Origin of the sequence: Hymenobacter translucens (assembly GCF_020685205.1) — a bacterium.
GTDB classification, from domain to species: domain Bacteria; phylum Bacteroidota; class Bacteroidia; order Cytophagales; family Hymenobacteraceae; genus Hymenobacter; species Hymenobacter translucens.
Map to the genome: position 1 here is coordinate 526,317 of NZ_JAJERB010000001.1, position 12,675 is coordinate 538,991.

Sequence of the window (12,675 nt, forward strand, 5' to 3'; positions counted from 1 at the left end):
CAAAAAGTGGGGAGAGTCCCGTCTGGTCATTGCGAAACCTGTGCTAACTCCGCGTAACCTCGCGTTGGCCCATTAGCCGCACCGTGGCGTAGCCCAGCACCAGAAAAGCCCCGTAAAGCAGCGTCACGCCCCAGGTGGTGGGATGATCGAACGGGTGCAGTACCCGGTTCAGAATGTCATAGAACAGCGTGAGCGGGTTGGTGACGATGTCCCAGCTGTTGAACCGCAGAAAGCGCCCGAGGTAGATGCCAAACGAGCTGAGCAGCAGTGCCACGGTGGCAAAGGTCCAGCCGGCACCCCAGCCGAGCCGGTGCGCGACCAGCGCCTGCATGTCGCACAATGAAGCGTAGGCCAGCATCAGCCCGTTCCAGGCGCAGCTCAGGATCAATGCCAGGTCAAACCAGTACGGCACGCCGGCCCGGGGCTCGAGGTGGAACAGGTCGGTCAGGATATACGGCGCGTTCGGAAAGAACAGCAGCCACACCGCCCCTACCGGCAGCAGTACCCGGGCCTTGAGCCGGCCCGCCGTCAGTCCCAGCATCGTGCTCAGGCCGAAAGGAATCAACGCCAGAAACAGGTTCCACAGCAGGAACACGAAGTAGATCTGGTGGGTCAGGAATACGCGGCACACGATAAGCACTACGCTCAGCGTAAGCGAGGCGCCGATTACGAGCAGCAGGCTGTAGCGCTGCCGCAGCTGGGGCAAGGTGAAGGCCGAAAGTGTGGTTGCCATAGGCTCAAGGTAGAAAATCCGGAGATTGAAACGAGCCCAGCCCCCGCAACGGTATAGCCAGGGCTAAATTACTGTCCGGCATCCGCTTTATTCCCCGCCGGCAGCCCAGCGCAGGGTGGCCTGGGTCTGGGCGTACTTGGCCTGCAGCTCGGCCAGCTTGGTGCGGGCACTCACGAGCGAGGCTTCGCGGGAGTTGAGCAGGAACACCGAGCTTTCGCCGCTTTCAAAGCGAATCTGCTCTCCCCGGCGAAGGCGGTCAGCATTTTCCACCACCTGCTCCTGCAGGGCCAGCTGCTCGCGCAGGGCGGCCCAGTCGTTGGCGACGGTACGGACCGTTGTTTCGACTACGCGGGTAGTTTGCTGGAGGCCCAGCTCGGTGTCGAGCAGCTTCAGGCGGTTGAGCTGGAGCTTGCTGCGCTCCTGCCGCAGCAGCAGCGGATAGGCGAAGCTGACGCCCAGCTTGTAGTTGTTAGGCAGGTAGCGCCCTCCCAGACTGACCGGGGTTTCGGGGTTAAACGGGGAGCCGGCCTGGAGTAGGTTGTAGTCGACGGAAAGCTTGGGCAACAGCTTGTTGCTGAGCAGGCGCCGCTCCACGCCCAGCTGGGTTAGCTTGGCCTGGCTTTTCAACACATCCGGATGCACCTGCCGGGCCAAGGCGGCGAGGGCCGCAACCGAGTCGACGGGTAGCTCCGGCCAGGTAGTGGGCAGCGCCTGGGGCCGCGCCGTGGCGGGCAATTCCACGGGCCGGCTCTGCTCGTCCCAAAGGTAGTTGCTCAGCAGCAGGGTAGCGTTGCGCCACTGCACTTCGCTTTGCACCTGCGCGGCCCGCCGGTTCAGAAGCTCCGTCAGGGCCTCCACCGAGTCGATGGCCGCCAGGTCGCCCTGCCGCACCCGCTCCCGCACGGCCCGGAGCCGCACGGCTGCCAGGTCGGTATTCTGGCGCAGCAGCTCCAGGCGCTGGTAGTTCAGGCTCCATTCCCAGTAGTCTTTGGCCGCCTGCAGCACCAGCTTGTTGAGGGCACCCCGGCGCTCAGCTTCGGCCAGTCCGCGCAGGGCCTGGGCCTGCCGCACGGCCGCCCGCCGCTCGTCCATCAGCAGCCCCTGCGTAAGCGGCACCGATATGCCGATGTAGCTCAGCCCCCCCGGCGCGGTGTAGTTTTCGGGATTCACGTAGGGGCCGGTCCCGCGCTCGAACCCGGCCTTGATATCGGCCCCAAACCAAAGCGGTACCCGCAGCTGGGTGTCCCAGTCGTGGAAGTACTCCTTGCCCCCGAAGGTTTTGCCGTAGTATTTGCTTGTGGCGGTGGGGTCGAACATGCCCCGGGCAAAGCGTACTTCCTGCAGGGCCTGCTCGGGCAGCAGGGCCGCCTGCCGGGCCACGGGATGGCGGAGCGTTACATACGCCAGCAGGTCAGCCAGGGAAAACACCTTCACTGAGTCGGCGGCAGACCGCTGAGCTGCCGGGGCGGCGGCCAGCCAGGTAGTAGGCGTGCCCAGAGCCAGCATCAGGCTGATGAAAAAGAGGAGTCGGGTTCTCATTTGCCTTCGTCTTCGTCGGTTCCGGCCTTGGCTTCCTTCGCGGCCTTGTCCCCTTTCCCGGTCGTCTTGGGCGTACCCACGAAATTGGGCGGGAAGCCGTTGAGCTGCCGCCACAGCTCGTACCAGATGGGCACGTCGTCGAGCAGCGCCCAGCCATACACGCCGGACCCCACGCGCAGGGGCCGGGGCCAGGCCTCCAGTTCCGGGTCGGGGGTAACCAGTACGCGGTACTTTCCCTGAGAGTCGATGTTGTCGATAACGGCCACTACGCCGCCAAACGTGCCGAAGCTGGTGCCGGGCCAGCCGCTGAACACCAGGGCCGGCCAGCCGTCGAACTGCAGGCGCACCTTGCGACCCACGCTCAGCAGCGGAATGTCCATGGGCTGTACGTACAGCTCGGCGGCCAGGGCCGGGGCGTCCGGCATCACCGTCACGACAGCCTCCCCTTCCTTCACGATTTCACCAAGACCTTCCTTGAGGGCGCGTACCACGTAGCCATCCTGGGGCGCCGTGATATGGTAGTAGCCGGCCCGGATGCTCAGGTTGGCCAGCTCATTGCGCATCTTGGCAATCTGCCCCTCGGTGTCGAACTGGTAGCCCGTCGTGGAACGCCGGTCCGACTCGGACTTGGCCAGCTTGTCCTGGTACTCGGCCTGCAGGGACGACAACTCGAGCTGGGCGTTGAGCAGCTCCTGCCGGCTGGCTCCGAGCTTGTTTTCGACGGCCTGGCGCTTGGCCGTGCTTTCCTGCAGCTTCAGGCGGCGCTGCTCCACCTCCGTCAGCGACTTCAGGCCCTGCTGAAAAAGCACTTCCTGGCGAGCCAGCTGCTGGCGGGCAATATCAAAGTCGGTGGTGGCGGCGCGCAGCTCCGCCTCGTCGGAGTTTACCTTCAGACGGGTCTGGCTGACTTTGTTGCGGGCTTTCTCGAGGCTTACCTGCAGGCCGCTGCGCAGGGCTGTCTGCTGCCCCTCCAGGGCCTCTCCTTTTGCCCGGTTTTCGCGGAGCAAGGCTATTTTGGCCTCCAGCTGCTCCCGGGTCCGCTGCAGCAGCTCGGGGTCGAAGTACTTTTCCTTGATTTCGGCAATTTCAACGAGAGTGTCACCTTTCTTCACCAATTGTCCTTCGCGCACGTGCCACTGCTCGATGCGCCCGGCAATGGTGCTGGGCACGGTCTGTGGGCGGTCCTGGGGGCGCAGCGTGGTGAGCGTACCGTTTGAGCGGATGTTCTGGGTCCAGGGCAGAAAGCCTGCCAGCAGCACCAGTAAGCCCAGTCCGGAGGCCCAGCGGGCCAGGGTGCGGCCCGTCCGGGGCGTCTGCACCCGCTCGTACGAGCGGAAGCGGCCCGTAAAGGGACTGGTTTCATCGAGTGGCTTCTCAGCAAAAGGCATTCTTCAGTTGATTTGTAAGGTGAGAACGGGCACGTCCGGACAGCCGGCTACTCCATGCCGGCATTCAGCTAGCCTCAGGCCAGCAGCTCCTGTACTTCCCGCTGGCTGATAACTTCCTGGTAAGGGCCATCGGCTACCAGCTCCCCATCGCGCAGCAGCGCCAGCCGGGGGCACAAAGCCAGCAGCCGCAGGTCGTTGGAGGCCAGCACCACGGTCCAGGGCTCGGCGGCGGCCAGCAGTCGGTTCAGGATCCGCAGGCTTTCGGCGGGCTCTACGCCGGGCAGAAAATGGTCGAGCAACAGCAGGCGGGGGCGGCGCACCAGGGCCCGGGCCAGCAGCAGCTTCTGCCGGGTGCTGTCGGCCAGCGGCGTGCCAATGCCCAGGGGCGTGCTCAGGCCCAGGGGCCGCGCAAACACGTAGTCGCGCAGCCCCACCAGCTCCAGGGCCCAGGTCACGTCGGCGCTATCGATATTGGGCTGCCTGAGGGTCAGGTTTTCCAGCAGGGTGCCCTCAAACAGGTTCTGATGAGAGATATTGTCGCCGACCGACCGGCCCAGAATGTCGGGGCGGATGTCCTGCAGCGCCAGCCCATCGTAGGCCACTACCCCGGTGTAGCCTTCCAGCAAACCGGCCATCACGCGGAGCAGGGTGGTCTTGCCCGAACCGTCGAAGCCGGCCAGCCCGAGGTGCTCTCCGGGCGCCAGGGTCAGCGACACGCCGCGCAGGGGCTGCCGCTGCCCCCCGGGGTACTCGTAGGCCAGCTGCCGCAGCTCGACACCCAGCCCCAGCCGCGACTCGGGCAGGCTATGAATGGCCCCGGCTGGCGGGGTAATCGTAGGCAGGTCGAGCACATGACCCAGCTTGTCGATGGACGTCAGCGCGTCGTACACCACGTCGAGCTTGAGCAGCACTTTCTCCACGGCCGAAATCGTCATGATAATGATGATTTCAGCGGCCACAAACTGGCCGATGTTGATCTGCTTCTCGATCAGCAGCCAGCAGCCGATAACGAGCAGGGTGGCCGTAATCAGGGTTTTAAAGGCCACGAAGCCCAGGTACTGGGTCAGCAGCACCCGAAAATGGCTTTGCCGCGCCCCGATGTAGCCTTCCACCAAATCGTCGGTCCGGGAATGGGCCATCTCCTGCCGGGGCGAGTGACGAAAGGTGTGCACGGTGCGAGCCACATCTTCAAGCCACGCCACCACCCGGTACTTGTATTTCGATTCGGCAAGGCTGGTGTTCAGGCCCTGGGGGCCGCTCAGGCGCAGCAGCAGAAACAGCAGCCCCACCAGCAGCCCGCCAAAGGCAATGAAGATCGGGTGATAAAAGGAAAGCAGGATCAGCCCGAACAAAATCTGCAGGGCGGCCGCCGAAAACTCGACCAGCAGCGTCGCCAGTCCTTTCTGCAGCGTGGGCACGTCGAGCAGGCGGTTCATGAGCTCGGGCAGGTACTGTCCGCCCAGCGCCTCGGTACGCACCCGGGGCAGGCGCACGGCAAAGTCGAGGGCCATGCGGGCAAACAGGCGCTGCTGAATAAACTCAACCAGGTAGATCTGCATTACCTGCAGCCCGCCCACAAGCAGCGTACCCAGAACAATAAAGCCGATGAGCACAATCAGCGAAGTGCTGATGGCGCCGCTGCTGACAAATCCAATCACGGACTGCACTCCCAGCGGCAACGTCAGGCTGATTAGTCCGGCCAGACTGGCGTAGACGTAGAGGTAGGTGATGTCACGTCGTTCGGAGGCCAGCAGGCGGAGCAGGCGCTGGCCCGGCGTAAGGGCGGAAGACTCGTGTTCGGCCATAGGTTAAGACAAAACGCCAAATGCCACCCCCTGCAGAAAGCCCAGAATATCGGTCTCGGCGGCGGTGCGGTTCTTGGTGTCGGTGAGAGAAGGCAGGTGCTGGGCGTAAAACAGCTGCTTGCGGGCAGCTTCGAGCAATGTGCTTACCAGGGCGTGCGGGTACGGGTACTCGGGCCGGATCTGGCTGATAACGGCGGCCACCTCGGCCACCAGGCGCTTGTATTCGCGGAACAGCCCGGCCCGGTTATCCTCGTCCACATCCCGGGTCAGGTACGATTTGGAGGCTTCGTTTACGACTACCCGGTAGAGGGCCGCCTCGTCCAGCGGCACCGTCGAAGGGTCGTCGTAGTGGGCGCGGGTCAGGATTTCCAGAATCAGCTGCAGGCGCTGCCGGGGGTCGGCCACGTTGTGGGTGTGAAAGCGAATCTGAAACCGCAGCGTAGCCCAATGCCACGAAACCAGATACACCAACAGCCGGTGCTTGTTTTCAAAGTAGCGGTACAGCGAGGCTTCGGTGCTCTCGATCCGCTGAGCGAGCTTTTTGAAGGTGAACTGCTCAAAGCCAATCTCGTCGATGAGCATCACACTTTCCGCGACCAGCCGCCGGCCCAGCTCGGTGTCCTGGGGGTCGCGCAGGTAAAGCTTCTCGTTCAGGTCAATTCGCAGGGATGTTGCCATAGGCGGCACAGTTAAGTTGAATTCGGCTGCAAAGATGGGATAGCTATTTTGAAATAATAGCATTACTATCAAATTAAATAGTTTTAATATCACATTAAATAGCGTTAATATTAACTCAGCCGAAAAATCTTCCTCCCCGTTCCTGCGTACCTTTGCCCACGCGCCCGCTGCCGGTTTTCCGGCTGATCCGGCCCACTCACTTTTCACCTTCGGTTCCTCTGGTATGAGGTATATCTGTGCCCTGCGGCTTGTTGCATTGTGTACTAGCCTGGCAGCGCTGACGCCTACGCTGGCCCAGCAGCCGGCCCCCAAGCTTCCCACGGCCTCTCCCACCCGCCCGGCCGTACGGCCTGCCGCCCCTGCCGGCACCAAGCCCGCTCCGGTCAAAGCGGCTCCCACGCCGGCCAGGCCCACCTCAACCGCAGTCAAGCCGACTACCGCTGGCCCGAAACCAGCAGCCACCCCGGCCAGGACCACCGTTCCACCGAAAGCCGGTACGGCCGGTGCAGCTCCGGCCAAAGCTGCTGTTGCGAAGCCTACCACGACAAGCTCGTCCGCTCCTGCTGCGCCGACCCCAGCTCCGCCGAGGCCGGCCCCGGCCGCCAAGCCCCAGCCCGCCCTGCCGGCCAACATGGGTTCCGCAGACCCTGAAACGCGCTACCGCAACGGCAAAACCCTCATCGACCAGACCCGCTACGAGCTGGCTATGCAGGAGCTGGAGCCGATTACGGCACCGGCCAGCACTTTTGCCCGCAAGCCGGAAGCAGCTTACCTGTACGCCGTGGCGGCCAGCCGGGCCAAGAAATGGGCCGAGGCCGAGCAGATGCTGAACCTGCTGCGGACCGAGTACCCCACCTGGCCCGCCGTAGCCGACGCTTTCTTTCTGCAGGCCCAGGTTTCGTTTGAGCAGAGCGAGCCCGATAATGCCCTGAGAATGCTGAGCCAGCTACCGGCCGGCAAGCTGGAAACCGAGCGGGAAAACATGAAGGCAGTGTACCTGCCGCGCATCCGCGACAAAGCCGCTTTCCAGACCTTGCTGAAAACCTATCCGGAGGATGCTGCCCTGGCCCGGGCCTACGCCGATAAGCTGGTGCTGAGTGGCTGGTACACGGAAGCCGACAAGCCGGTGCTCGACCAGCTCGTGGCTCAGTATGCCCTGGATAAGACCCGGTATACCCCCCGCCCGCGGGCCGTGAAGAAAAGCTCCTATAACGTGGGGGTGCTGCTGCCCTTCGAGTTTGACGACCCCAGCTGGGAAAAGCAGCGCAAAAACCAGTTTGTAACCGACCTCTACGCCGGTCTGCGCCTGGCCCAGGACTCGCTGCAGCGGGAAGGCCGGTCGTTGCAGCTGTTTGCCTACGACACCGGTGCCGACACCCTGCAGCTCAAACAGGTGCTGGCTTTACCGGAGCTGGCCTCTATGGATATGCTGATCGGGCCCATCTATAAATCCGGCAGCAAGATTCTGGCCCGCTACGCCCAGCAGCACCAAATTGTGTGCATCAACCCGCTCTCCCAGGACGGGGAGCTGGTGCAGGACAACCCCTGGCACTACCTGTTCGAGCCCAGCACGGCCACCCAGGCCCGGCAGGCCGCGCAGATGGCGTTCAACACGTTCACCAGCCGCACGGCCGTGGTGCTCTACGAAGATACCAAAGACGAAACGGCTTTCGGGCTGGCCTATAAGACCGCCTACGAAGCCCTGGGCGGCAAAGTGCTGGCCCTGCGCCGCGTCAACCCCGACCTGGAGGAGTCCATGGCCGCGGGCTTCGCTGGGCTAGACCTGAAAACGGTCGGCCACCTCGTCGTTGCGTCCGACCACCGCAAAGCCGGGACCTACACGCTGGGCCAGCTGCAGGCCCAGGGCGTGCGGGTTCCCCTCATCACCTACGCATCCTGGCTTGAAAACCCGCGCATCAGCTTAAGCCAGCTCGACCACCGCGACGTGTACTTCGTATTTCCTCACCACATCGACAAGACGGCTCCCGGCGTGCGGCGCTTCCGCCAGCTGTACACCCAGCGCCAGAACCTGCCGCCCTCGGTGTTTGCCTTTACCGGTTTCGAGCTGCTGTATTACTTTGGCACGCAGCTGCACCAGTACGGCCCGGCCTTCCAAACAAACCTGTCCGCCTCCGGGCCGGTTTCAGGGATGGTGTTCCAGGGCATCGGCTACCCCGGTGGGGCCCGCGACAACCAGTACGTGCCGCTCACCAAGCTCGAGCGCCTGGAAGTGGAAGTGCAGAACCCCGTCGGCACCCGCTAGCACCTGAAACTTACTTTTCTTTTCCCCACCGCTTTGGCGGATTCTTTTTTATGAGCACGACCACTTCTGACCTCAACCAGACGACCAGCGCCGAGCTGTTCCGCAATGCCCAACAGCACATTCCCGGCGGGGTAAACTCCCCCGTTCGCGCCTTCCGGGCCGTCGGCGGCCACCCCGTGTTTATGCAGTCGGCCCAGGGCGCCTGGCTGACCGACGTGGACGGCAACCGCTATATCGACTTCATCAACTCCTGGGGGCCGATGATTATGGGTCACGCCCCGGCCGTGGTGCTCGACGCGGTGCAGGCTGCCCTGGGGAATTCACTTTCGTTTGGGGCCCCGACCCGCCGGGAGGTGGAAATGGCGGAGCTGATCAAAAAGATGGTGCCCAGCATTGAAAAGGTGCGGCTGGTAAACTCCGGTACCGAGGCCTGCATGTCCGCCATCCGGGTGGCCCGGGGCTATACCGGACGCGACAAGATCATCAAGTTTGAAGGCTGCTACCACGGCCACGGCGACTCCTTTCTGATTTCGGCCGGCAGCGGCGCCCTCACCCTGGGCACCCCTGACTCGCCCGGCGTAACCGAAGGCGTGGCCCGCGACACTATCACGGTGGCTTACAACGACCTGGCGGCCGTGGAAGCGGCCATTCAGGCCAACGACGGCCAGGTAGCCGCGCTGATTCTGGAGCCGGTAGTCGGCAACATGGGCCTGGTAGAGCCGGTAGAGGGCTACCTCGCCGGTTTGCGGGAGCTCTGCACCCGACACGGCATCGTGCTGATTTTTGACGAGGTGATGACCGGCTTCCGCCTGGCCCGGGGCGGCGCCCAGGAGCTGTACGGCATCACCCCCGACATGACGACCCTTGGCAAAATCATCGGTGGCGGTCTGCCCGTAGGGGCCTACGGCGGGCGGCGCGACATCATGGACTGCGTGGCCCCGGCCGGCAAGGTGTACCAGGCCGGCACGCTTTCCGGCAACCCGATTGCCACGGCGGCCGGTATTGCCCAGCTCACTTACCTTCAGGACCATCCTGAGCTGTACACCGAGCTGAACCGCATCACCACGCGGCTGGCGGACGGCACCCGGCAGATTGCCGCCGAGCTGGGCCTGAACTACACCGTAAACCAGGTGGGCTCGATGTTCAGCGTGTTCTTCACCGACCGGCCCGTGCATAACCTCGACGACGCCAAGCACTCCGACACCGATGCCTTCGGCCGCTATTTCCGGGCCATGCTGCACCGGGGAATTTACCTGGCCCCGGCCCAGTACGAGGCCCTGTTCGTATCTACTGCCATTACCGACGAGCTGGTCGACCAGTACCTGCAGGCCTGCCGCGAATCGATGCGGGAGGCTCACAACCTTTAGCCAACCGAAAAGCCCCGCCCCGCGGGGCTTTTTTGTAACCGGGTAGCTGCGCCGGCCGGCAACCCATTTGCGGGAAATACGGGACAACCATTCATTCCGCGGCAAACTGCGGTTACCTTTGCCGGCAAACTCCCCTGCCTGTATGTCCCGACTTTGCCTCTTTTTTCCGCTGTTTCTGCTGCTGACCCTGATGGCCGGTTCGGGAATAGCCCAGCCGGCTGCAGCCAACAAGGCGCTCTTCGACACGACTGTGGACGAACTCAACTTCCGGACCATGGAAACGGTGTACGATAAGTCGTTTACCCGTAACAAGTTTCCCGTGAGCCTCCGCTCCCACCAGGCCCGCCGGCAGTTCGACGGGTTCGGCAGCAACACCGACCTGAAGAAGCTGTTTCTCAACTATAACGACGTCGCGGAACGGTATAAAGGCCGCTTCGGCAAAGGGCGCACCGACCTAGCGGAGTTTGAAAAGCAGCTGCGCTCGATCCTGCTCGACAAGAACTTCGAGTTCTTTATCCGGGTCCTGCCCCGCGACGAGCGGGTAGCCCTGATTCGGTCCCTGGAACGCATTATCAAGCAGGCTACGGCTCAGTTCAACGCGTCGGAAGACCCCTTGCCCGAAGACGTGGCGGCCGACGGTGCCGCCGTGCCACCGGCCGACGTGGATGCGGAAGGCCCGGTAACCGCTCCGCTCGAAGACCCGGCGCCCCAGGCGGATGCCAGCACGGCCTCAACCACCACGAGTGGCAGCCTGACCAGCGCCCCACGCCCGGAGGCTACGGTTTCCCGTTACGGCTGGCTTGATTACCTGACGTTCCTGCTGGCCCTGGGCTCGTTTGGCTTGCTACTGCGCCTGACTCTGATTACCCTTCCGGAGATGCGCGCCCGCCTCGACGACCTCTCCGGGCCGGATAACGAGGCGGATACCGCTGAACCCAAAGCCCGCCGCTCGTTCAGCCAGCTCGACGAGGACCGGTACGATGACGACGAAACCAACTGATGATTAGCAATTAAGAATTAGTAATTAAGAAGTATTTGGATGAACCGGCTTACCTGCCGAACACCCAGCGGCTCTTGATTCAATTCTTAATTCCTAATTCTTAATTCTCAATTGAAACAAGAATGATCCTGACCGACCAGCAGATCCGCGCCGAGATTGAGCGTGGCAACATCGTAATCGAGCCCTACGACCCGGCCTGCCTGGGCACTAACTCCTACGACGTGCATCTGGGCCGCTACCTGGCCACTTACCGCGACGCCGTGCTGGACGCGCGCCGCCACAACGAGATTGACGTGTTCGAGATGCCGGCCGAGGAAGGCTTCGTGCTGCAGCCGGGCGTGCTGTACCTGGGCGTAACCGAAGAGTACACCGAAAGCCACGCCCAGGTCCCCTTCCTGGAAGGCAAGTCCAGCGTCGGCCGTCTCGGCATCGACATTCACGCCACGGCCGGCAAGGGCGACGTGGGCTTCTGCAACACCTGGACCCTGGAAATCTCCGTAACCCAGCCCGTGCGCGTGTACCCCGGCATGCCCATCGGCCAGCTAATCTACTTTGCCGTGCAGGGTGATGTGCAGACCTTCTATAACCGCAAGGCCAACGCCAAGTACAATGAGCGCACAAACCAGCCGGTAGAATCCATGATGTGGAAAAACAACTGGTAGAAACAGCTACCCAGCTCCACTCGCTGCCGGCCGTGCGGCCGGTTGCAGCATGAATAATAAAGCCCCGATGCTGTGTTGGCGTCGGGGCTTTTTGCTGGCGGACCGTAGCCGACCGGCCGGCGCATTTACTTAGTTTACAAGCGGTAGGAAGTCGCGAAATAGGGCTGAAAGTAAACTCCCTGGCACAGTTTTTCGTTACTAATCTGTACCGACGCGCCTTACTGCCCACGGGCAGATAGAATGCGTCACCGAAAATTCCCACTGGCTAACGATACTACGACCATGAAAAAGATAGTTGCTTCCGCCCTTCTTGCCCTGACTGCAGCTCTTGGTGCCCAGGCTCAACAGAAGCCTTCCCTCGTTCAGCCCCAGGACAAAACCCAGGCCTCGCCCCGCCTCACCCCGGTGCAGGAGCGGGCCAAGCGCCTCTCCGATCAGATGGTGCGCGACCTGCGCCTGAACAACTACCAGGCAACCAAGCTCCGCGCCATCAACGACGATAAGGTTGCCAAGATGGCGGCCATTGAGCAGAAGTATGCCAGCAACCCCAAGCTGGTCGAAGAGCAGTGCCTGGGTGTATGCAAAGAGCGTGACCGGGAGCTGCAGTCGGTGCTGTCGAACAACCAGTACAGCGCCTACTACGACGCCCGCTCCGACTTCTACAAGTTCGACAAGGACTTTGCTGCCCGCTCGGCCAGCTATATGTTCGTGAACTCGGTGCAGAACCCGGCCCCGGCCAGCAGCCGCGGTGCCACCATCTCGCCCGCTACTCCCAAAGAAACGCCGGCTACCCGCAGCAGCCGCTAGTTTCCTGAGCCTGTAAACACAAAAAAGCCTCGCCAGCAGTTGACGGGGCTTTTTTGTGTTTTCCAATAGGTAGGCTTACTGTTGCTGGCGTTCTTCCTCCTCGATGTGGTTCATCAGGTCGCGGCAGAGGTTGCGCATCAGCGTTGCCATCTTCACGTCGTTGGTGGCCGTAACGAGGCTTTCGGCCATCGAGCCGATGGTATCCACGCAGAAGCGCTTCATCTCGTCCACCGGCATGTCCTTGGTCCACAGGTCAATCTTCATGGTACCGGCCTGCTCCCGGTCCCAGAGGGCGAGGTTGATGGCCTTGGCGAAGTGGATATCGGGGCCCGCATCGGTAGCCTGCCAGCTGATGGCCTCGGGCACCTTCTGGTCGTCGAGGGCAATGCTGATGCGGATTTCAGACTTTTTCATTGTCGGAGAGGTAGGAAGT

Annotated in this window: 11 protein-coding genes; 5 read left to right on the plus strand and 6 right to left on the minus strand. The window is 62.7% G+C overall.

Features of this window, described 5'->3' with window-relative positions; all coding sequences use genetic code 11:
- Positions 1-43 precede the first annotated feature (43 nt).
- The 5 genes from LJY25_RS02260 to LJY25_RS02280 all read right to left on the minus strand — a co-directional run bounded on the left by LJY25_RS02260 (position 44) and on the right by LJY25_RS02280 (position 6,143).
- The gene (locus tag LJY25_RS02260) at positions 44-733 is read right to left on the minus strand and encodes a DUF1361 domain-containing protein (protein WP_227606595.1); all 690 of its coding nucleotides are present in this window, start codon (positions 731-733) and stop codon (positions 44-46) included.
- Between the two features lie 87 nt (positions 734-820).
- Complete coding sequence (locus LJY25_RS02265; RefSeq protein ID WP_227606596.1) at positions 821-2,272, minus strand: TolC family protein; 1,452 nt, start codon at positions 2,270-2,272, stop codon at positions 821-823.
- Entirely contained in the window at positions 2,269-3,660 is a 1,392-nt protein-coding gene (locus LJY25_RS02270) for an HlyD family secretion protein (protein ID WP_227606597.1), read from the minus strand. The genes LJY25_RS02265 and LJY25_RS02270 overlap by 4 nt, the downstream gene beginning before the upstream one ends.
- Before the next feature lie 74 nt (positions 3,661-3,734).
- Positions 3,735-5,465 (minus strand): peptidase domain-containing ABC transporter, encoded by a 1,731-nt coding sequence (locus LJY25_RS02275; protein ID WP_227606598.1) that lies wholly within the window; start codon positions 5,463-5,465, stop codon positions 3,735-3,737.
- Between the two features lie 3 nt (positions 5,466-5,468).
- On the minus strand, positions 5,469-6,143 hold the full coding sequence (locus tag LJY25_RS02280; RefSeq protein ID WP_227606599.1) for a TetR/AcrR family transcriptional regulator: 675 nt from the start codon (positions 6,141-6,143) through the stop codon (positions 5,469-5,471).
- A 223-nt stretch (positions 6,144-6,366) separates the two neighbouring features.
- Between LJY25_RS02280 and LJY25_RS02285 the strand changes: the two genes are divergently transcribed.
- From LJY25_RS02285 to LJY25_RS02305, 5 genes are all read left to right on the plus strand, one after another.
- A complete protein-coding gene (locus tag LJY25_RS02285) occupies positions 6,367-8,406 on the plus strand; it encodes an ABC transporter substrate-binding protein (protein ID WP_227606600.1) in 2,040 nt (679 codons plus the stop codon).
- A 50-nt stretch (positions 8,407-8,456) separates the two neighbouring features.
- Positions 8,457-9,773, plus strand: coding sequence for a glutamate-1-semialdehyde 2,1-aminomutase (hemL, locus tag LJY25_RS02290; RefSeq protein ID WP_227606601.1), 1,317 nt, complete (start codon positions 8,457-8,459; stop codon positions 9,771-9,773).
- 142 nt (positions 9,774-9,915) lie between these two features.
- Positions 9,916-10,773, plus strand: coding sequence for a hypothetical protein (locus tag LJY25_RS02295; RefSeq protein ID WP_227606602.1), 858 nt, complete (start codon positions 9,916-9,918; stop codon positions 10,771-10,773).
- Positions 10,774-10,895: 122 nt separating this feature from the next.
- The gene (dcd, locus tag LJY25_RS02300; RefSeq protein ID WP_227606603.1) at positions 10,896-11,435 is read left to right on the plus strand and encodes a dCTP deaminase; all 540 of its coding nucleotides are present in this window, start codon (positions 10,896-10,898) and stop codon (positions 11,433-11,435) included.
- A gap of 282 nt (positions 11,436-11,717) precedes the next feature.
- Positions 11,718-12,242 (plus strand): hypothetical protein, encoded by a 525-nt coding sequence (locus LJY25_RS02305; protein ID WP_227606604.1) that lies wholly within the window; start codon positions 11,718-11,720, stop codon positions 12,240-12,242.
- Between the two features lie 75 nt (positions 12,243-12,317).
- Here the strand turns inward: LJY25_RS02305 and gldC are convergent, their stop codons facing one another.
- On the minus strand, positions 12,318-12,656 hold the full coding sequence (gldC, locus tag LJY25_RS02310) for a gliding motility protein GldC (RefSeq protein ID WP_227606605.1): 339 nt from the start codon (positions 12,654-12,656) through the stop codon (positions 12,318-12,320).
- Positions 12,657-12,675 lie beyond the last annotated feature (19 nt).

Excerpts from the sequence above, each read along its gene's own strand:
- LJY25_RS02260 (WP_227606595.1), bottom strand. The coding sequence starts at position 733 with ATGGCAACCACACTTTCGGCCTTCACCTTGCCCCAGCTGCGGCAGCGC.
- LJY25_RS02295 (WP_227606602.1), top strand. The coding sequence starts at position 9,916 with ATGTCCCGACTTTGCCTCTTTTTTCCGCTGTTTCTGCTGCTGACCCTG.
- LJY25_RS02270 (WP_227606597.1), bottom strand. The coding sequence starts at position 3,660 with ATGCCTTTTGCTGAGAAGCCACTCGATGAAACCAGTCCCTTTACGGGC.
- LJY25_RS02275 (WP_227606598.1), bottom strand. The coding sequence starts at position 5,465 with ATGGCCGAACACGAGTCTTCCGCCCTTACGCCGGGCCAGCGCCTGCTC.
- LJY25_RS02285 (WP_227606600.1), top strand. The coding sequence starts at position 6,367 with ATGAGGTATATCTGTGCCCTGCGGCTTGTTGCATTGTGTACTAGCCTG.
- gldC (WP_227606605.1), bottom strand. The coding sequence starts at position 12,656 with ATGAAAAAGTCTGAAATCCGCATCAGCATTGCCCTCGACGACCAGAAG.
- LJY25_RS02305 (WP_227606604.1), top strand. The coding sequence starts at position 11,718 with ATGAAAAAGATAGTTGCTTCCGCCCTTCTTGCCCTGACTGCAGCTCTT.
- dcd (WP_227606603.1), top strand. The coding sequence starts at position 10,896 with ATGATCCTGACCGACCAGCAGATCCGCGCCGAGATTGAGCGTGGCAAC.
- LJY25_RS02265 (WP_227606596.1), bottom strand. The coding sequence starts at position 2,272 with ATGAGAACCCGACTCCTCTTTTTCATCAGCCTGATGCTGGCTCTGGGC.
- LJY25_RS02280 (WP_227606599.1), bottom strand. The coding sequence starts at position 6,143 with ATGGCAACATCCCTGCGAATTGACCTGAACGAGAAGCTTTACCTGCGC.
- hemL (WP_227606601.1), top strand. The coding sequence starts at position 8,457 with ATGAGCACGACCACTTCTGACCTCAACCAGACGACCAGCGCCGAGCTG.